Consider the following 19,681-nt stretch of genomic DNA (forward strand, 5'->3'; position numbering starts at 1 on the left):
CTGTTTCAAGTCATACAAAAGCAAGGTTGCCCTTCAATAGGTCAAACCCTTACTTAAATATAAATGAAAATACCGTATATGTCGAAAAGTTTGAATTTTTGTCACATAACCTCACTTTTCTTACAATTTCATCTTAATATAGAAATATACATAAGTAAATATCAATAAAGTTATTGTTTTTGATAAGTATTTCTTATAATAAAAATTTTCACTCCTTTCAAACCCCTAATTGATAAAGGTTTTCAATAAGATGGAAAATCTAATTAGTTCGATATATATTTTTGAAGTGTTATATTGAAATAACAAATTCATTTATAATCTCTACCACTTCTCCACATCCTAGTACTGGAGGTGAATGACATGCCAAAAAGAAAAGGAAATCTTATTCCAGGTGGAAATGCTGCTAGTGCCCAAGGACAAGGAAATGCGTATGGTGAGGAGTTTGCCGTTTCCAATGAACCGTTGACAGAAGCGGAAAGACAAAATAATAAAAAACGTAAGAAAAACCAATAATGGATATAGAATGAAATTAGGCCGCCCCTTTAATGGGGTGGCCTTTTTATTCGATGCTATTCACTTCATTCACTAAACTTTGGAGATCTCTTTGATATTGCTCGAGTTGAATCCTTTGATGTTCTGAAGCAACCTCTAATGCATTCTCAATTTGTTGATATGCCTCATTCACTTCCTGTTTAAGGTGCGCAAGCTGTTGACCATATGTAGCACCCTTATCCACTAATTCATGATATACATCAAATGCTTCTTCTCTACCTTGTTGAGCCGCTTGAAATGCCTGTTGCTTATCCTTATGATATGGCATTTATGTTCATCTCCTTTTCATACTAATCATTTTTTAGCGTCTGCAAAGTTACAGGAAGCTATACATGAATAAATGCACGAGAGGTAAGCAAAATAAAAAAAGATCCCGCCACTCGGCGAGCTCTTTTTGTCAGAAATAGGACAGCTATGACTTAGGAGGAATGAAAATGAACAAGAATGATGGAAAAGATATGAGAAAAAACGCACCTAAAGGTGATCAACCTGGACAACCTGCCCCAATGAGCGGTTCACATAAAGCAAAAAATCAAAAGCATACCCGTCAAAAGCATAATAGCAGTCACGATATGTAAAGTGTTCTTTGATCGTAAAAAAGCCAAATCGATCTTTGCTCGATTTGGCTTTTGCTAAATTATGCTGGATCTCCTTGCTTTCTCATCCGGTTAAAGAAAAGGAAAATAGGTAGTGGGATAATAATGAATCCTAAACTTTTGATTAACTGATTTTTAGCATTGTTTCTTTGTCTTGCCATTTCGTCATCAACCATCAAGTCATATTCTGCCTTTAACTCGGCTTCACTTAAAGTCTCACCTTTACCTTCTTCTTTTTCATACTGCTTATTAGTTTTGAAATCCTGATACGTCTGGTAATATCCTGGTGGACTTACAAGGTCAGCTGTCGCCATAAATATTGAGATTCCCCCACCTATTACCATCATTAATGTTGCGAATAAAACTAGATACATATATAAATGCCTAAACATATATTCTTCCCCTCTTTCCTTATTCTTCACTGCCACTGCAATAACAAAAACTATTATTACTACAGGCAAAATGGTCGTTAATAATCCAAAAGCAATCAACTTCTCACCTCCACAAACCCTCTGTTATTAAAGACGCTCCTACATGTCATGAGGTTACGGTTCATTTAACATTTTATTAAAATGGGCTTTTATATTCTATCTTGTTAAGAGACTTACTATTGCTTCGCTAATAATGGAGAAATCATCTTCCTGTAGGGTCCGTACATCCAATATTATTCTGTCGTTCTTAATTCGTGAAACGATAGGAATATCCCAAGTTCTTAACGCTTTATGAACAGTTGCTGTAGTTATACCAGGGATTCTCATTGTGATTACATATGTCGGTAGCTCGATATCTGGCAAAGATCCCCCACCGATTTTGCTGAATTCTGATGCAACTCTTACTTCAATGGCTCCAATTTCGCTCAATTTTGATTGTAATGTACTTGCTTTTTCCTTTAGGGTATCTTCATTAGTAAGAATATCTCTTAATACTGGGTTGCGTTTTATGACATTTTCTTCATTTACATATTCAGCTAAAGTGGCTTCTAAAGCGGCGAGTGTCATTTTATCCACTCGTAATACCCTTGCTAATTGGTGCTTTTTTAAAAGGTCTATCCATTTTTTCTTACCAGCTATTATGCCAGCTTGGGGTCCCCCTAAAAGTTTATCTCCACTGAAAGAGATAAGGTCCGCTCCACTTTTAATCTTTTGCTTAACCAAAGGTTCTTCACCAATTCCATGTTGGCTTAAATCGTAAAGGACTCCACTTCCAAGGTCCTCATAATAAATGATATGTGGATTTTTCTTATGCAATTCCATTAGTTCTTCCATAGTAACACTTTTAGTAAAACCGATTGTCTTGAAATTAGATGTATGCACTTTCATAATCATGCCTGTCTCTTCATTAATAGCGTTTTCGTAATCAAATAAGTGTGTCTTATTTGTGGTACCAACTTCCTTCAATTTTGCCCCGCTTTCTTCCATAATAGACGAAATTCTAAATGAACCACCAATTTCTACTAGTTCCCCTCTAGACACAATCACTTCTTTATTTTTGGACAACGCTTTTAATATGAAATACACAGCAGCGGCATTATTATTCACCACTATCGCAGCTTCGGCACCGGTTATCTCAGTAATCCAATATTCTATATGGGAATGTCGCGAACCTCGCTCACCTGTTTCCTGATTATATTCCAAATTGGTATAATGCCTGGCAACATCAACCACTTGATCAATAGCTGACTGACTTAAAGGAGCTCTTCCCAAATTTGTGTGAAGAACGGTCCCTGTAGCATTTATTACCCTTTTCAATCTTGTACCGATCTTGTTTTGCAAACGAAGCTCAATTTGTTTGAAGAAGCCCTCGATAAACTGTGACTTGTCCATCCAATGGCAATTTTTTTCGTCTTCAATGATTGATTTTCTCATCTCCAATAATTCTTTCCTTACCAGTTCCGTCATTGTTTGAATATCAAGCTTGAATTTCTCCCTAAGTAAAGAGAAGCTATCAAGCTTTTGTAATTCATGAACAGGTGGAATGGTCCGCAATAAATGATTCACTTTATGACCTCCGCACTATTTTTCGATAAATCATTATATCATTTTCACGCATGGATTAGGAATTCATACTATAATACATAGCTTTTACTGGGGGTAGTTGTATGAAGGATGATATATACAATAAAAAAGAGGATTTCGTTTACCTTACTGATGCATGGCTAGATGATTTGTTCCTTGACCCCTTTGCAAATGAGCTTGATGAATGTATTTTTCGGATCGATTTGTTCGAAACAACCGAGGAATATATAGTTGAGGCTCTACTTGATGGAATCAACCATCAGGATATAAAAGTGAAGGTAAACGGGGAAAAGCTTATCATTAACGTTTATTGTAATAGTTCATGCGGGAAAAACATATTGAAAAGCCGAACAGTTAACTTCCCATATCCCCTTCAAGAAAATCAGCTTAATCAGAAACTGTCCGGAGATATTTTAGAAATTACTGTCCCTAAAAAAGAAAAAGACAAAGGATGAGCCTTTTATTTTATACTAGAACATTGAACATCAATAATGAAAAAGAAAAAATGACACTTAGAGAGACTTTCTCTAAGTGTCATTCTGTTTTATTTCAGCTGCTCTATTTTTTTAATTAGTTCCTCATGGTCAGGGAAAACACCGGTTTCTTTCTTGGAATGTAAAAGATTCCCGTTTACCGTTACTTCGAATATTCCACCTGATGCAGGTATCAGTTCCATTTTGGAAACTGTCCCCCTAAAATGCTCAAAAAGGTCTTCCGCGAGACTCGCGGCTTTTGGTGCGAAGTTTCACATCATGCAAAATTCAACTTTTACCTCAAAGCTCATAATTTTTCCTCCTTTTTAACTTGGAATTAATTGTGAGTGTAGTATAAACTAGTATAAATCGCAAGCATTTATATCTATTATTTTCCTTTTATCCTTTATACTTATATAAGGAGGTGGTTCACATGACAGAACAAGAAAAGATTAAATTAACTTCTTTGTCATCGAAAGCTGGCTGAGGCTGCAAAATTGGTCCTGAGGACTTGACGCAAGTTTTGCGTCTTCTACCAAAACAACCACATATCCCAGAATTATTAGTCGGAAATGAAACCTCCGATGATGCGGGAGTTTATCAACTAACAAATGACATTGCCATCATCCAGACAGTAGACTATTTCACTCCTATAGTAGATGACCCATATATGTTCGGTCAAATTGCGGCAGCTAATGCCCTAAGTGACGTTTTTGCAATGGGTGGTAGTCCGAAGACTGCCCTTAATATTGTAGGGTACCCTATCAAAAAGTTAGGATACGACATGTTAGCAGAAATTCTTCGAGGTGCATCTGATAAAGTGCAAGAGGCGGGAGCCGTCACCGTCGGAGGTCATAGCATAGATGACCAAGAGCCTAAATTCGGACTTGCTGTCACGGGGATTGTCCATCCAGAAAAAATTTGGAAAAATATTGGGGCGAAGCCTGGTGATGTATTAGTTTTAACAAAGCCCATTGGAGTAGGTATTTTAACAACTGGAATCAAACGAGGAGTTGTTACAGAAGCACAAGAACGCATTGTAACAGAAACCATGGCAAGTTTAAATCAAAAATCGGCAGCAATATTACAAGAATTCACTCCACATGCTGTGACGGACGTTACTGGATTTGGTTTGCTTGGTCACCTTTCAGAAATGATGGAAGGTAGCGGAACTACTGCAATCATTCCATATCATCAAGTTCCACTTTTAGATGGAACAGAAGATCTCGCAGAAAAAGCCATTGTCCCGGGTGGATCAAAATCAAACCATACATGGTTAAAAGATAGGATCCAATTTCCGCAAGCAATGCCATTCTTTAGACAGCTCATTTTATGTGATGCCATTACTTCTGGCGGACTGTTAATAAGCCTAAATGAAGCGGATGCCCATAAATATGTTAAAGCTTTACATGCTTCAGGTAATGCTTCAGCCACTATTATCGGTCGAGTTGAGTCAAAAGAGGAATATGTAATTTATGTCGAGAAATAAAAAAATCCGATGGGCTAGCTACATGAGCCCCATCGGATTTTTTTTGATTAGTTGATCCAGAATCTTGTATTATCTTCCCTTTTAGTCAATTTCATATGATCCAATTTTTCTAAAAAAGGAATCATATATTTACGTGAAAGTCCCAGGATATCTTTTGCTTCCCCCACGGTAAATCCACTTTGTACTTTCTCCTTTTTTAACATTGAAACGGCTTTCTCGAAGGTTTCATATTTCCAAAAGAACTTCTCATCAAGTTCTATCAACGTATTATGTTCTATTAGAAAGTATATTAATTCTTTTCGAAGATTTTCGGGTATGCCCGCATCATCCAAATAATTATGGAGAGCCTTTACTTCAAAAGCATCCACACGTATCTGTTCGAGCATTCCGTTCACTCTTTTTTCCCAGTTAAGTGGTACATGTGGAGAAAAGTCATTCGTTGCAAAATATTGCCCATTTCGCTTCCAATTCTTCATTTGTTCCTCATGGTCAAGCACAAACTGAATGATTCCGGCTGGATAATGAATCGAAAACTCCTGAATCAGTTCTGCCTTATTTATTCCTTCTTTCATAGGATAATTATGTTGGAAGTCGATTAGTCTGTCATGGATATTTTCAGTAATTTCATGTATTACTTTTACATGTGAAAAATGGTTGTTGCTATATTCAACGAACTGTCCTATTTCCTTCAGGACAATTAATTCTTCTTCAGATAAAGAAGTATGCATTGCCCAATCTTTGAGACTAAGGGCTTTATTTTTAATGAGTGCATTTGATGCCCTTTCGATTGGTGTTCCACACTTTTTCTTTACCAGTTCCTCTATCGTTTGATAACCAAACCTATACTTTTGACCGCTAGGATCAATCACCCATCCTCCACCTATTGTTTCGGACGGGCTCGGTCTTCTCAGAATAAACCTGTCTCCCCTTTTAGTGACAATCTCCTCTTCTAATCTAAGTTGACACACTACGTCCTTTTTTTCATTTCTAATTTCATTTCGATCAAAGAAAACAATTCTACCCATTACCTCTGATGTACCAATATGACATTTGATTGGCATCCGTTGTTTTACGATATAGTCCAACTCATTAACCCAGCTCACAGCTACATCTATTGTACGAGTAACAACAAACTGATTAGAGGAAACAATAACGTCTCCTCTTTTCACATCACTTTTTGAGAGTCCCGACAAATTGATCGCAGCACGTTGACCTGCAAACGCTTTTTGTGAAGGCTTATTATGAACTTGAATTTGCCTTGCCCTAGTTTCAAAATTTTTTGGGAGAACGGTCAATTCTTCACCATTCGATAGAACTCCTTCATAGACTGTTCCCCTAACGATTGTACCTTGTCCTTTGATGGTGAAAACTTGGTCAATAGGTAGTCTGAATACCCCACTAGTTTCACGGGGAGGCATTTGTTCAAGAAGTTTTACGATTTTTTGTTTCAATTCATCGATTCCATTTTGCGAAAGACTATTCACCATAACGATCGGTGAATCTGAAAAAATACTTCCTTCAAGCTCTAAACAAATTTCATCCTTTACTAACTCTAGGAAATCCACATCCACCCTGTCTATTTTAGTGATTGCGACAATTCCACCTTTAATTCCAAGGAAGTTAAGGATTTCTAAATGTTCTTTCGTTTGCGGCATGACGCCTTCATCTGCTGCAACCACAAGTATGACGAGGTCGATACCTGCTACCCCTGCAATCATTTGTCTAATAAATCGTTCATGCCCTGGAACATCGATTAGAGAAATTTGCATTTCATCATTTACGATTAAAGGTGCAAATCCAAGCTCAATTGAGATTTTTCTTACTTTCTCTTCTTTTAACCGATCCGTATCAACATTTGTTAAGGCTTTCGTTAATGTAGTCTTACCATGGTCGATGTGACCTGCCATCCCGATAGTAAAATGTTTTTTCATCCTAGTTCACACCTACCTAAAGGTCTTCATTCAATAGTCTTAATGCTCCCAAAGCGCCTATATACTCTCCTTGATCGTGGAAATGTGCAGATCCCCCAAAAAATGCGGTTATTTCTTGAAGATCCTGTTTCAATCGAGAATTACCGGAAATAGTGGAGCCAATGTAAATATAATCTTCATGTCCCTTTGACAACCCGACTTGATTAGCTAGTAACGCGATATTTTCAGCAATCATTCTTGTCAAGGCTGCGAGAATATCTTCTTTATTATGGTTTTGTACTCCATCCAATTTGCCGAAATTACTTGCCGTAAGATCTCCATTCAAAGGTTTGCTATCATTTTCATACAGATCCCGAACAAATAGATCAATGAAGGCTCTATTTCCTTTTTTTGATGCTTCAGTTATGGAATAATAATTCTCCTCGTTCGTTAGTAGCTTGGCTAGGCCCATTAAGGTTCCACCACCTAAACCGGTGCCTCCAACCCTTTTAAGATTGGAAGAATCATACATGAAAATGGAAGTTCCCGTTCCTACATTAACAATAATTGATTTCTTTTTGTCAGGGTTTAGATCTGTAACAGATTCTAAGCCTTTTTCTAAAGAATCAAATTCATTGAAAGTATTGATTTTATAATTTACTAATTGCTTAATCCTCTCACTTCTTCCCCCTGTTAACCCAATAACAATATTCGGATGAAGCGCATTTAGCCAATTAGAAAGCTCTTCAATATTATAATAGGGATATTTCTTGAAATGAAACCTATTACCCTCAAAATAAGCTAGTTTTACAAGACTACTACCCGCGTCTATGCCCATGTTGATAGTCTTCAAAAGATCACCTTCCCTAATTTTTAGTTAGTAAAGATAAACTGTGTCCTACTTCCTGACTGGGTTGATACGACTTCTAACCTTGCATCAATTCTTTCTTTCAGTTCTGGAACATGTGAAATGATGCCGACCAATCGACCTGAGCTTTGAATATCCATTAATGCTTCTATTGCTTGTTCTAAAGATTCCGGATCAAGTGTACCAAACCCTTCATCAATAAACATCGTTTCTAAGCTTACCCCACCAGAATATTGCTGAACCACCGCAGCAAGACCAAGGGCTAATGCAAGTGATGCTTTAAAGCCTTCTCCGCCCGATAAAGTCTTAACATGCCGCTCAGTGCCTGTATATTGGTCATATACTGACAGCTCGAGACCACTTTGGACATTCCGACGAGTTGGATCCACCTTACGATAAAGCTGGAAACGTCCACTTGTCATTTTCATTAGGCGTAAGTTTGCTTCCACTAAAATATCGTCCAGGAAGGATGCTAGCACATACCTCTCAAACGTAATTCTAAATGGATTTTGCCCTTTTGTTATTTCGTATAAATGCCCAATGGTTTTATATTCTTCTTCAACCATTTTTAGTTTTTCTGACAGTGCATCCATATTACTTTGTATTTCTTCATTTGAAAGATGTACTGATTTTCGTTCAGATAAAGCTCTTCGATCTGTATCAAGTTGTTCTAGCATTTGTTGAAGATTCTGATTCAATATAGGTAAATCCGGTTTTTCAACATTATTCAATTTCAATTGTAATTCATGGACAAGTCCATTTACCTTATACATGTTAGTTTCAAAGTCTTCTATTAAAGCCTCATTACTAGCTACCACTGAATCTGTCATCTTTGACTCGATATATTGAGTGTACGTCTCGAATCCCAGCTGGTCCATCTCATCCTTAAAAGCTTTACGAACCACCATTAATTCATTTTTTAGCTCCTCGAACCTTTCGCATAAGGAGTCAACTTTGCCTTTTCCTGCAAGAAAAGCCTGTTTTGCTTCCTGATACATGGTTCTTTTTCTGTCCAACCCTTGTTCTAATGCAGCCTTATTTTTTTCCGCTTCTTTTAGTTCAGCTTCAAATGCTTTAACTTCCCTTACTTCCACTGGAATAGAAGCTAATAGTCCATTCAATTGTGTCTGTTTCTCTGTATAAATCAAAGAAACTTTTCTTTCCTCCTGAAATCCTTCGTCTAATTGTTGTTTTAATTTTTCAATTCTCTTAGTAATGTCCTCCAGTTGTTCCTTTAAGAAAAGGACTTCTTTCTTTTGTCCATTAAAACGAAGAACTTCACTTTCCCAAAATTGTGCATGTGAATGAGCCGCGTTATACTCATCGCTCATATTATCCAAATTAATATCTTGGTATTGTTGTAGTTCAAGCTGTCTTTCTTTCAAAACTTCTTGTTTCGATGCCAGTATGGATTTAGCCTGATACAATTTTCGCTCCGCATCCGTTTTAGCCGCTTCACTATTCACCAGCTGTTGTTTTGCTTCTTTTAACTCTGCCTCACTTGGTAAGTCCTGCTTGCTTAATGCAGGGTGAGGATGGTGTGTCGAGCCACAGACCATACATGGCTGTTCCTCTTTTAGAGATGAGGCTAAAACCGCAGCAATGGAAGAATTCCATTGATCGTCTAAATGTTCTACTGTATGTTTCATATCTTGAAAAGAGGTCAATTTTGCATTAAATAGGTTCTCTAACTTCACTCTTTCATTATCTGCATCATTAGCTTCCTTTGACGATTGAATCCACTTTTCTATTTTTTGTGCTAAGAGAGAAAATTTCTCCACATTTTTTTCTGAATCTATTAATTTCCTCTCAATATCTTCGTACTGAAGAAGCTTTGTTTTACATATGGTTTCGTCCTGTGAAAGGACATTAATTTGTGTTTCGACGACTTTATTTTGATTCAATATCTGATTTTGTTGTTTGAGTAAATCACCTACTGAATGTTTGAGTTCTGATAGGGAGAAGACTTGATCCTTTAACTGCTCTAGCTTGATAAATCGGCTTGTAGCTTCATCTCTTAAAGGTTTTTTGGCGTCCTCATTTTTGAAGTCCAACTCTGATTGGTTAAAAGAATTTTCTAACTCTGCCTGTATTGCTTTTTGGTTGGCTAAATCCGACTCAATACGTTTGCATTGCTCTCCAACCTTCATATAATTTTGTTCGACTATTGCTAAGTGTCCTGCCTTTTGCGCTCTTTTAATTCGATTTTTCAAGTGGAATATTTCTTCTTTTCTCGCTTCCAAAATACGTTGCTGAGAAAGAAGTCTATCTAAATCATTCATTTTATTAAGGATCTCTTCCGCTTCAAAAATTTGTTTCTTCAAAGCATCTGTTCGACCTTCTGAATCGCTAATTTTCTTATTTAGACTTTCTATGAACTTATTCGAACACTCCAACTCCTCAGTTAGATGAGTTGTAACTTTTTGTACATTAGATATTTCCAACTCTAGTTCATGACGCAAATCATCTGAAAAATCTACTTTAATTCGATCCATCTGCATATTAATCGAATCCTGTAGATGTTCAGCGTCTTTCTTTAAAATGCTTGATTTTTCTTTTAACTTATCCTCTACTAATTTATAAAACTTTGTATGGAAAAGCTTTTGTAGGATTCCTTCTTTATCCTTACTTTCAGAAACCAATAATTTTCTGAATTCCCCTTGAGGGATCATCAAAATCTGACGGAATTGATTGGCATCCAATCCGATGATTTCCTTAATTTTCTCATCAACTTCCCGAACGTTACTCCCTAGAAGGATCCTGTTTCCTTCCTCATTCAATTCATGTAATTCAGCCTTAGCTGTAATGGTCGTTACTCCCTCACCTGTCTTTTTCTTTCGCTCTTGTTGGGGAGAACGTTGAATTTCATAGATTTTGCCTCGAAGCTGGAATTGGAGGGACACTTCTGTCAATAAATCCTCATTTGCAAAATGGCTTCTCATTTCTTGGCCAGAACGGTCTTCACCACTTGCTTTACCATAAATGGCAAAGCTGATTCCATCAAAAATAGTAGTTTTACCAGCACCGGTTTTACCAGAAATGACAAACATTGTTCGATTACCCATTTCTGTAAAATCTATTGTTTCAGTTCCGGCATAAGGCCCAAAGCCCTTCATTATGAGTCTTAAAGGTCTCATTGATTTTCCACCTCACCTTTTACGGCTTGCAATATTCCACTCATGACTGATTTCTTTTCCGCAGAAAAAGTCCGTTCTGTCATTTCTGAATAAAAATTTTCGAACAAGTCTAATGGTGATTTGGATTGAAGATTTTCGGATGAGAAAGTAGTTTTCCCTTTTATGTCTACTGAATCCCATTTTCTTTCTAAATGTAGGACATTTGGATATACTTGTCGGAGTTTATGGATAGGGTCTAGAATCGTTCCTTCATCATGTAGAATGACCTTCAAGAAATCATCCATTTTTTGTTGTTGGTAGTAGGATGGATCTAAAAGTTCATCAATAAATCCTTCCAATACTCGCATATCCTTTTCCGGTGTTAACTCACGGTACCTTAAAGAAAACTGACCATCTGATTGCATTTCGACAATTGAAATTGATTTCCTTTGTTTTGCTTCTGAAAAGGAATACTTCAAAAGAGATCCAGAATAATAGATTGTAGGATGTTTGATCGCATCTGGACTGTGAAGGTGACCTAAAGCTGTATAACTAAAGGCGTCAAACAAATCAGAGGTCACACATCCGGACCCACCAACAGAAAGTATGCGTTCTGATTCTGTTTCCTTTCCACCTAAAACAAACGCATGACCCACTAATACGTTAGGCATAGAAGTATCCAAGCTTTTTTCTATTTCTTGAACAATGGCTTTCATGGCTTCTTGATGAGAATGAATTCCATCTTTGCCTAGTGCATACCGAACCATTCCAGGTTCAGTATAGGGAACCATATAAAAGTTGACTCCATTAACCTCTACCGGTTCTAGAGGAAATTTTACTTTTCCTTCCATAAAAAAGTTGCTTTGTCGATACCAAGAATTCCCGAATGCAAGTCTTTCTGCACTGTCATGATTTCCGGATATTGCTACGATAGGAACCTTGAAATCTATATTCAAAGTAAATAGCATCTCATTTAATAAATCTACCGCTTCTGTTGGAGGAACAGAACGATCATACAAATCACCTGCTATCACAATAGCATCTGGCTTTTCTTCCTCTACCACCTTGATGAACTCTAGTAATACATTTCTTTGGGAATCTGTCATATGTATCCCATGAACAATTTTCCCAAGATGCCAATCGGCTGTATGGATAAACTTCATTCTAAACCCCTCCATTTACTCTTAATCTTATACTTTATTATAACAGATGGACTTGCAAAATCCTTATTATCGAAACATTTGTTCTAGTATTTATACGGGAAATGAAAAAGGGTGATACAAAGAACGTTTCCGGACTTTAGTATCACCCATTTAATTATTCAACATATTAAATGCCCATTAAAATAAATACTCATATGGTTTCATATCAATGTTCTTTTCTACAAGTTTCTTTTTCAAAAACTTATGATCGCGTTTTGGAGTTGCCATAATATATCCCCTGATTACCAGGTCTTCATTGATAGAATTAACCTTTTCACTGATAGCCAGCTCTCCAATTTTCCCAGCAATTTTATGCCTAGCCACATCACGGAACAATTCAGGAACTGGACTGACTAAATCCTCAAGTAAATCTTTTTCACCTTGTTTCCATAGATTCCTCGTTTGATTTACGAAATGTTCTTCCCAATCCATATCAGACTTTCCATCTTGTTTTGGAAGCTTTTTTAGGAATTTACGGAACATAAAAAATCCGCCCACAAAAAATGAACCAGCTAAGAAAACGACCCAAAATAAGATGAACCATAAAAACCAGCCTTCTAACAACCCATTCACCTCAACTTGCAAATTGCATTTATCCATTTAATTATAAGCAAAAGAGTAGGATTAGGGCAAGAAGTGAGCTACGACATAGGGCTTTTATTCATAATTCATTGTCTAAAAAAACGATTTCATATATAATAGATTGAGTCTTAACAAGGGGTCGGAAGGGTAGCTGGTGCGCTCCTCGGTCTTCAAAACCGCATGAGAGGCGCGTGTCGTCTCTGGTGGGTTCGATTCCCACACGGTCCCGCCATTGTAAGGTTTTCAGTGTCATTGTACATATCAGTCATGCACGGTCTTCCAGGTAATACTCGGCTAAACCGATTGAGTCCGATAAAGAGACCGAAAAAGACATATACTCTTAGTCCCCTATTTAATTCATAGGGGACTATTTTTATGAAACAGAAGAACTTCTGTACGTTAACATGTCACGATTCATTCAGAGGACTTAATCTGTTCTATATATCTATAAATGGTTGCTCGTGCTAAACCCGTTGCTTGCGTAATCTCTCTCATGGTATATTCACCGGAACAATATAATTCATAAGCCTTTTCCTTAAGGTGTCTGTTAGCTTCTTTCCTTCCTAGCTTAACTCCTTTCTCCCTCGCGTTTTCGATTCCCGCTTTTATCCTTTCAACAATTAGCTCCCTTTCGAATTCTGCGCAAACTTCAATCATGTGAAAGACCATTCCTCCCCTTTCTGCAGAGGTATCAATGTTTTGTGTTAAGGAAATAAGATCAATTTCTCTCTCTTTCAGTTCATTTGTTATTCGATGGAGATCTTGGATGCTTTTTGCTAGTCTATCAAGTTTGTATATGACTACAATGTCTCCCTCTCTTGCGTATTCCAGCATTGCTTTTAGTCCTTCTCTTTCTGTGTTGCTTTTTTTGTCAGTAAAAATCTTGTGGCATCCAAATTCGGCAAGAAAACTAATCTGTGTATCCAGAGTTTGTTTACCTGTAGAGTCTCTCGCATAACCCAGCTTAGCCATTACCCCTCCTCCATCCATATATATTATCAATTACTTAAAATGTATCATAAATACGTCTCGTGCATTTACTTTTCTGATAAAGAGATATATTTTTGAGACATTAATATATTTTTAGTAAAATACTCCTAACTTTGTATCTAAAACATATGATTTTCAGATAAAAAGCAAAATTGTGGACAACTGATGGGTCCAGGGGATAACTTTATTTCATTCATGTTACAAGCAGCAAATCTTATTTTCGTATCATAAATAAGTAATTTTGAAACATTCTGAAAAATTGTGGACAACTGATGAGTTCAGGGGATAACTTTATTTCATTCATGTTACAAGCTGCAAATCTTATTTTCGTATCATAATTAAGTATTTTTGAAACATCCTGAAGAATTGTGGACAAATGATGCCTGGTGTGAATAATATTATTTCATTCATGTTACAGGCGGAAAGCAAATAAAAACCACAGCAATGCCGTGGCAACAAACTATCATACCTATTAGTAAAAATTGTGGCCATTCATAAGCTTCAAGGCTATCAATAACAAACTGGATTCCTTTATCATTTACAAGCAGCTGTTTTCGAGGATTTTTCCCTTATCGTCTGCGCGTCTTAGTCACCCTTTTTCTTTGTCTACCGATTAAGGCAATTAGATGGGAAGCAGGTATATTAATACTTTAGAGAATCATGTGAAATGCTCGTTTAACCATAAGGTCGATGCTGCTATAAATTTTTCGGCAGCTGGCGAAAGACTTTTGAAGGAAATCGAACCAATGCCGATGGAGGACAGTGCTTGATCATCTGAAAGGGGTATTTTTTTTACACCATCAGGCAGATTATGTAAAGCGATGTCTGGCAGGATGGCTACACCAAGGTAGTTTTTTACCATCGAGATAACGGCCTGTTCATCATCTAAATGAAATGCAATTTCAGGAGAAAGTTTATTTGATTTCAATATGTTATGGATGATTTTAAGAGTAGAATTTTGGAGAATTAGCTTCTCTCCCTTCAGTGCATTTGGCTTAATAGAATTTTCAGCACCAAGATAGTGGGTTTCCGGCACAACACAGCAAAACGCTTCTCGCTTTAAATGGAGAACTTCCAGATCTGCAGCAGGCTGCATTAAAAAACCGAAATCTACAATCCCCTGAGAAATCCACAGAGAGATTTCCTCCTGTTTCCCCTCCAGAATGTCTACTTTTATATGCGGATATTGATCCATGAATTTTTTCAATATTCCAGGAAGCCATACAGTAGAAATAGATGAAAATGTTCCGATCCTAACAGTCCCTATTTCTAGTCCTCTTATTTCCCCTGCCTCCTGAAGCATTTTTTTATTCAAATTTAAAATCTCCCTAATATATAACAACATTCGCTCACCGTTTACGGTTAGCCTGATGCCAGCTTTATTACGGGTCAATAAGGAAAAACCCAACTCTTTTTCCAGGCTGGAAATGGCATGACTTACCCCTGATTGGGAAATATTTAACGATTCACTTGCTTTTGTTAAGCTGCCAAGTTCTACTACTGTATGAAATATTTCATATTTGCCTATCGACAAATTCATCCCTCTTTATATTAGTTTTACTCATAATATAACATAAAATATGAATTATTTTCATCATTTTCCGACAATGTTTTAAATGAATGAAACTTAATTGAATTTTCATAAAAGATTATCATTATCTTTACATTTCCGGATTGTCCCTTCACATTCCCTTAAAATAAAAATAGTACTCTGAAAAAAAGATGTAAGGAGGTTTTTGTATGAGACGGCCGACTGCATTAGTCCTAACAGCCTGTTATGGTAGTGGACATATCCAGGCAGCAAAAGCGATTGCTTCAGAACTGAACAATAAAGGGTTTATCCCTGTTGTATCAGATTTATTCGGGGAGTCTTATCCTATTTTCTCCAGTGTTACACAAACATTGCTTATAAAGAGTTTTTCGTACAGTTCATTTTACAAATGGTTCTATTATGGAACTAACATTAATTCAAAAGGCCTCGCTCAATTTTCCCGATATCTTGGTCAGAAAAGACTACAAGAACTGATTACAAAATATCAGCCACAATTTATCATTTCAACCTTCCCTCTACATGCAGCACCATATTTAATAAAAAAATACAGGTACACTATTCCTGTTTATACCGTCATTACTGATTATTGCGTACATCCCTATTGGATAAATCCATTGATTGACCACTATTTTACAGCATCTGAATCAGTCAAAAACAAATTAATCCATCAGAACATCAATAAAAAACAAATTACAGTCAGCGGAATCCCGATACGCCCAGAATTTGAAAAACCCATTGATAAAACTATCCTTTATAAAAAATTTCGACTTACTCCAGAAAAAAAAGTGATTACCATTATCGCTGGGACACATGGAGTACTAAGGAATGTAAAGGAACTATGTCAGCTTTTACTTAGGAACCCCAACCACCAAATTGTAGCGATATGTGGTAATAATGAAGACTTGTATGAGAGCCTTGTTTCACTGGAGTATGTCTTTGCAAACCTTCGTTTATTCAAATATATAAACAAAATACATGAGATTGTATCCATTTCTCATTGTTTAATCACAAAACCTGGGGGCATTACCTTGGCAGAGGCTGCAGCTTTACAGATTCCATTAATCTTATTTAAGCCTATTCCTGGTCAAGAGTTAGAGAATGCAGAGTACTTCACCGAGCAAGGGGCAGCCGTAATCTCTCATACTATCCACCAAACAAATGATTATGTAAGAATGCTTGCAAATGATGAAAAAATCAATGAAAACATGAAAAGGCAACTTGCTACTATCCATAAGGGGCATGCAGTCAGGGTCATGGTGGATTTTGCATTAAATGAGATGAAACAGAGAACATCTATATCGGTATAGGAGGTGTGCCTATGGATACTTCAAGTCATATTATCATTGGTATAGGATTAGGCGCTCTTGCTCAAATAGACCCGGTGGTGGCGGGTACGCCTCTTTCACAAGCAGTTTTTTTTGGTACAGTAATAGGTTCAAACGCACCTGATTTTGACTATGCATTAAAAGTGAAAGGAAATAGCTACTATTACTGTAATCACCGAGGATGGTCACATTCTCTTCCTGCTCTCCCATTATGGGCTTTGGCAGTTTCAGGAATCATATATCTATTCTTTCTTGATTCTTCCTTCTTTCATTTATTTATATGGACATTTCTAGCAGTCGCCCTCCATGTTTTATTGGATTTATTCAATGTCTATGGGACCCAGGCATTCCTTCCTTTTACATCAAAATGGATTGCCTTTGATGCGATTCCATTGCTTGATCCTTATATTTTGGCTATTCATGTTATCGGATTTGCAATAATTCCTTTTTATGAGACAGGAAAAGCTTTTGCATTCATATATATTCTCTTATTTTTTTACATCTTCATGAGAACGACCTTAATGAATAAAACAAAAAAATATTTAAAAACTTATTTCCCAAACGCTGTCCATATCAAATTAATTCCTAAGACAGGAATCTCTACCTGGAACGTTTTAATTGAAACTAAGGATGATTTTCTTTTTGGTATTTATTCCAATCAATCCCTGATGATTGAGTATACAATTTCTAGAAAAGTCAATCATCCGGAGTTGGTGATGTTCATTAAGAACGATACGGACATTACCAATTTTCTGGCCAGTACCCATTACGCACATCCCTTTGTTACAAAAAGGAAGAATGGTTACTTTATTTACTGGAAGGATCTCAGGTTTCGTACTAACAAATTCTTCCCATGCTTTGTGGTCACTTATATTTCCTCGGATTTAAATCATAAAGCATCATTTACTGGAAGGTTACGTTCGTTAAAACAATATAGAAGAATATTGAGAGAGTTAGAAAAAGCACCAAAATCCCTAATCAGAACAGAAGTTTGTTAATTTTTCACTATTTAAAATACCTAATTTTTAAGGAGTGATTTGATGAAAATATCCGTGGCAGGAGCGGGATATGTTGGATTAGTGACTGGTGTTTGCTTGGCAGAAATGGGGCATCAAGTGACATGCATAGACATTCATAAAGAAAAAATCGAATTACTTCAAACCGGTAAATCGCCACTTTATGAACCTAAACTCGACCCTTTATTAAAAAAGAATCTGAGTGAAGGAAGACTTACTTTTACATTAGATCCAGAGCGTGCCTATTCAAACCCAGAAATCATTTTCATTGCTGTAGGTACACCTGAACATCCTGATGGATCAGCTAACCTCGAATTTATAGGTGAAGCAGCTTACACAATAGCCACACATATAAAGAACGATGTCATTATTTGTACCAAAAGTACGGTACCTGTTGGTACGAATGAAAAGATTAAAAGCATTCTTGTTAGCAATATCCTCCCTACTATAAAGGCTGATGTCGTTTCAAATTCCGAATTTCTGCGAGAAGGATCTGCCATCGGCGATTTCTTCAACCCGGACCGGATTATCATCGGAGGTGATGATTCTAACACAACAGACATGATTGAACAAATTTATCTGCCCTTGAAAGTACCAATTATTAAAACAGATATTAGAAGTGCGGAAATGATTAAATATGCCTCTAATGCATTTCTGGCTACAAAAATCAGCTTCATTAATGAAATTGCAGCTATTTGTGAAAAAACTGGAGCCAATATCGATGAGGTATCAAATGGAATAGGCTTGGATCAACGCATTGGCCGCCACTTCCTTCAGGCTGGAATCGGGTATGGAGGTTCATGTTTTCCTAAGGATACGAAAGCGCTAGTTCAGCTCGCAGGAAATCATAAGCACCCTTTTGAATTACTCAAGTCCGTTATTAATGTGAATAATCGACAACAATCTTTACCGGTAAAAAAAGCGAAAGAAGCAATAGGGACTTTAATGGATAAAAAAGTTGCTGTACTCGGCCTATCATTCAAACCAAACACAGACGACGTTCGTGAAGCAGCATCGTTAACAATTATAAGTGAGCTATTTGAAGAAGGAGCATGGATCACTGTCTACGATCCAATTGCTATTCCAAACGTAAAAAAAATATTTGGTAACTCAATAGAGTATACCGAGGACATAAGGTTAGCTCTTAACAAAGCAGACTTAGCAATCATTGCAACCGAATGGGGCCAAATCAAAGATATTCCTTTGCAGGAGTTTCATTTTTATATGAATGATCCAATTGTAATAGATGGGCGGAATTGTTTTCCCCTTCACGAGGTTGAGAAACATTCCATTACTTATATTTCAATCGGTAGGCCTACTGTTACGAATATAAATAAGGATCACATGATATCATTTGAAAACCATTAAAATCTGATTTGTCTTTCATATTCAATTACACCATAAATCTTAAACTAGATTACTATGATACTGCTAAAAAGGGGTAACCAATATGAAACTATTAAATGCCTGTTATGTTCTAGAGTGCAGAATACTCCATGGATTAAATCGCCATTTTGATCAAAAACATCTCAATCTATTTTTCCGGAACATTACACATGCAGGCGGGGCTACTTATACTATTGCAACTGTACTCACACTCATTTTCCTATTGCCTAGTGAATTAAAAATGATTGCAGTTTCAAGCGCTCTTGCATTAATTTCAAGTCATTTACCAGTTCATCTTGCTAAGAAGATGTATCCACGGAAACGTCCTTATTTAATTATAGAAAAAACAAAGTTTCCGTCTAATCCACTACAAGACCATTCTTTCCCATCTGGTCATACAACAGCAATATTTTCTGTTATTATTCCTTTTATTATTTATATGCCTATTCTATCCATAGTCCTCTTACCTCTAGGCTTTAGTGTCGGGTTATCAAGAATTTATCTAGGGCTTCATTATCCTTCTGACGTATTAGTAGGATTAATTGTAGGATCCTTATTTGGGATATCTTGTTTTTATATATTGACTTAATGAAGAACTTTAAAGGAGGT

Annotated in this window: 18 protein-coding genes, 1 tRNA gene and 1 pseudogene; 9 read left to right on the plus strand and 11 right to left on the minus strand. The window is 36.7% G+C overall.

Going from position 1 to position 19,681, the window contains the following annotated elements; genetic code table 11:
• Positions 1–360: 360 nt before the first annotated feature.
• Entirely contained in the window at positions 361–513 is a 153-nt protein-coding gene (gene sspO, locus G3O09_RS14455) for a small acid-soluble spore protein O (protein WP_163102201.1), read from the plus strand.
• 46 nt (positions 514–559) lie between these two features.
• On the opposite strand, the gene G3O09_RS14460 is transcribed toward sspO, so the two are convergent.
• Positions 560–820 (minus strand): hypothetical protein, encoded by a 261-nt coding sequence (locus tag G3O09_RS14460; protein ID WP_163102202.1) that lies wholly within the window; start codon positions 818–820, stop codon positions 560–562.
• A gap of 166 nt (positions 821–986) precedes the next feature.
• On the opposite strand from G3O09_RS14460, the gene G3O09_RS14465 reads away from it, so the two are divergent.
• Positions 987–1,130, plus strand: coding sequence for a small acid-soluble spore protein P (locus G3O09_RS14465; protein ID WP_163102203.1), 144 nt, complete (start codon positions 987–989; stop codon positions 1,128–1,130).
• A 59-nt stretch (positions 1,131–1,189) separates the two neighbouring features.
• On the opposite strand, the gene G3O09_RS14470 is transcribed toward G3O09_RS14465, so the two are convergent.
• The gene (locus tag G3O09_RS14470) at positions 1,190–1,639 is read right to left on the minus strand and encodes a hypothetical protein (protein ID WP_163102204.1); all 450 of its coding nucleotides are present in this window, start codon (positions 1,637–1,639) and stop codon (positions 1,190–1,192) included.
• A gap of 96 nt (positions 1,640–1,735) precedes the next feature.
• Positions 1,736–3,145 (minus strand): L-seryl-tRNA(Sec) selenium transferase, encoded by a 1,410-nt coding sequence (gene selA / locus G3O09_RS14475; protein ID WP_163102205.1) that lies wholly within the window; start codon positions 3,143–3,145, stop codon positions 1,736–1,738.
• Positions 3,146–3,246: 101 nt separating this feature from the next.
• Here selA and G3O09_RS14480 point away from each other — a divergent pair, with 101 nt between their 5' ends.
• A complete protein-coding gene (locus tag G3O09_RS14480; protein ID WP_163102206.1) occupies positions 3,247–3,618 on the plus strand; it encodes an Hsp20/alpha crystallin family protein in 372 nt (123 codons plus the stop codon).
• Between the two features lie 89 nt (positions 3,619–3,707).
• Here the strand turns inward: G3O09_RS14480 and G3O09_RS14485 are convergent.
• Positions 3,708–3,896, minus strand: a pseudogene (locus G3O09_RS14485) (Rdx family protein); the annotation flags it as partial.
• 173 nt (positions 3,897–4,069) lie between these two features.
• Between G3O09_RS14485 and selD the strand changes: the two are divergent.
• On the plus strand, positions 4,070–5,125 hold the full coding sequence (gene selD / locus G3O09_RS14490) for a selenide, water dikinase SelD (RefSeq protein WP_163102207.1): 1,056 nt from the start codon (positions 4,070–4,072) through the stop codon (positions 5,123–5,125).
• A gap of 47 nt (positions 5,126–5,172) precedes the next feature.
• Here selD and selB read toward each other — a convergent pair whose 3' ends face one another.
• From selB to G3O09_RS14515, 5 genes are all read right to left on the minus strand, one after another.
• Positions 5,173–7,056 carry a selenocysteine-specific translation elongation factor gene (gene selB, locus G3O09_RS14495; protein WP_163102208.1) on the minus strand — a complete coding sequence of 628 codons (1,884 nt, stop codon included), beginning with the start codon at positions 7,054–7,056 and terminating at the stop codon, positions 5,173–5,175.
• A gap of 16 nt (positions 7,057–7,072) precedes the next feature.
• A complete protein-coding gene (coaW, locus tag G3O09_RS14500) occupies positions 7,073–7,888 on the minus strand; it encodes a type II pantothenate kinase (protein WP_163102210.1) in 816 nt (271 codons plus the stop codon).
• 20 nt (positions 7,889–7,908) lie between these two features.
• Positions 7,909–11,040: an AAA family ATPase gene (locus tag G3O09_RS14505; RefSeq protein WP_163102212.1), complete on the minus strand. Its 3,132-nt coding sequence runs from the start codon at positions 11,038–11,040 to the stop codon at positions 7,909–7,911.
• Positions 11,037–12,182 carry an exonuclease SbcCD subunit D gene (locus G3O09_RS14510; RefSeq protein WP_163102213.1) on the minus strand — a complete coding sequence of 382 codons (1,146 nt, stop codon included), beginning with the start codon at positions 12,180–12,182 and terminating at the stop codon, positions 11,037–11,039. Before G3O09_RS14510 ends, G3O09_RS14505 begins: the two co-directional genes overlap by 4 nt.
• Before the next feature lie 177 nt (positions 12,183–12,359).
• Positions 12,360–12,785, minus strand: coding sequence for a DUF2621 family protein (locus G3O09_RS14515; protein WP_163102305.1), 426 nt, complete (start codon positions 12,783–12,785; stop codon positions 12,360–12,362).
• Between the two features lie 153 nt (positions 12,786–12,938).
• Here G3O09_RS14515 and G3O09_RS14520 point away from each other — a divergent pair.
• Positions 12,939–13,035, plus strand: a tRNA-Sec gene (locus tag G3O09_RS14520).
• Between the two features lie 182 nt (positions 13,036–13,217).
• Here G3O09_RS14520 and G3O09_RS14525 read toward each other — a convergent pair.
• Both G3O09_RS14525 and G3O09_RS14530 read right to left on the minus strand, forming a co-directional pair.
• Positions 13,218–13,775: a recombinase family protein gene (locus tag G3O09_RS14525; RefSeq protein ID WP_163102214.1), complete on the minus strand. Its 558-nt coding sequence runs from the start codon at positions 13,773–13,775 to the stop codon at positions 13,218–13,220.
• A gap of 676 nt (positions 13,776–14,451) precedes the next feature.
• Positions 14,452–15,327 carry a LysR family transcriptional regulator gene (locus tag G3O09_RS14530; RefSeq protein WP_163102215.1) on the minus strand — a complete coding sequence of 292 codons (876 nt, stop codon included), beginning with the start codon at positions 15,325–15,327 and terminating at the stop codon, positions 14,452–14,454.
• A 206-nt stretch (positions 15,328–15,533) separates the two neighbouring features.
• Between G3O09_RS14530 and G3O09_RS14535 the strand changes: the two genes are divergently transcribed.
• The 4 genes from G3O09_RS14535 to G3O09_RS14550 all read left to right on the plus strand — a co-directional run bounded on the left by G3O09_RS14535 (position 15,534) and on the right by G3O09_RS14550 (position 19,661).
• Complete coding sequence (locus G3O09_RS14535; RefSeq protein ID WP_163102216.1) at positions 15,534–16,652, plus strand: MGDG synthase family glycosyltransferase; 1,119 nt, start codon at positions 15,534–15,536, stop codon at positions 16,650–16,652.
• A gap of 11 nt (positions 16,653–16,663) precedes the next feature.
• Entirely contained in the window at positions 16,664–17,668 is a 1,005-nt protein-coding gene (locus tag G3O09_RS14540; protein ID WP_163102217.1) for a metal-dependent hydrolase, read from the plus strand.
• Between the two features lie 42 nt (positions 17,669–17,710).
• Positions 17,711–19,054, plus strand: coding sequence for a UDP-glucose dehydrogenase family protein (locus G3O09_RS14545; protein ID WP_163102218.1), 1,344 nt, complete (start codon positions 17,711–17,713; stop codon positions 19,052–19,054).
• A gap of 82 nt (positions 19,055–19,136) precedes the next feature.
• Entirely contained in the window at positions 19,137–19,661 is a 525-nt protein-coding gene (locus G3O09_RS14550) for a phosphatase PAP2 family protein (RefSeq protein ID WP_163102219.1), read from the plus strand.
• Positions 19,662–19,681 lie beyond the last annotated feature (20 nt).

It is taken from the genome of Peribacillus alkalitolerans (genome assembly GCF_010882125.1).
In the GTDB taxonomy this organism is placed as follows: Bacteria; Bacillota; Bacilli; order Bacillales; family DSM-1321; genus Bacillus_BN; species Bacillus_BN alkalitolerans.

What these genes read in the sequence shown, in the direction of transcription:
- sspO (WP_163102201.1), top strand. Translation starts at nt 361, where the DNA reads ATGCCAAAAAGAAAAGGAAATCTTATTCCAGGTGGAAATGCTGCTAGT.
- G3O09_RS14460 (WP_163102202.1), bottom strand. Translation starts at nt 820, where the DNA reads ATGCCATATCATAAGGATAAGCAACAGGCATTTCAAGCGGCTCAACAA.
- G3O09_RS14465 (WP_163102203.1), top strand. Translation starts at nt 987, where the DNA reads ATGAACAAGAATGATGGAAAAGATATGAGAAAAAACGCACCTAAAGGT.
- G3O09_RS14480 (WP_163102206.1), top strand. Translation starts at nt 3,247, where the DNA reads ATGAAGGATGATATATACAATAAAAAAGAGGATTTCGTTTACCTTACT.
- selB (WP_163102208.1), bottom strand. Translation starts at nt 7,056, where the DNA reads ATGAAAAAACATTTTACTATCGGGATGGCAGGTCACATCGACCATGGT.
- G3O09_RS14505 (WP_163102212.1), bottom strand. Translation starts at nt 11,040, where the DNA reads ATGAGACCTTTAAGACTCATAATGAAGGGCTTTGGGCCTTATGCCGGA.
- G3O09_RS14510 (WP_163102213.1), bottom strand. Translation starts at nt 12,182, where the DNA reads ATGAAGTTTATCCATACAGCCGATTGGCATCTTGGGAAAATTGTTCAT.
- G3O09_RS14525 (WP_163102214.1), bottom strand. Translation starts at nt 13,775, where the DNA reads ATGGCTAAGCTGGGTTATGCGAGAGACTCTACAGGTAAACAAACTCTG.
- G3O09_RS14535 (WP_163102216.1), top strand. Translation starts at nt 15,534, where the DNA reads ATGAGACGGCCGACTGCATTAGTCCTAACAGCCTGTTATGGTAGTGGA.
- G3O09_RS14540 (WP_163102217.1), top strand. Translation starts at nt 16,664, where the DNA reads ATGGATACTTCAAGTCATATTATCATTGGTATAGGATTAGGCGCTCTT.
- G3O09_RS14545 (WP_163102218.1), top strand. Translation starts at nt 17,711, where the DNA reads ATGAAAATATCCGTGGCAGGAGCGGGATATGTTGGATTAGTGACTGGT.
- G3O09_RS14550 (WP_163102219.1), top strand. Translation starts at nt 19,137, where the DNA reads ATGAAACTATTAAATGCCTGTTATGTTCTAGAGTGCAGAATACTCCAT.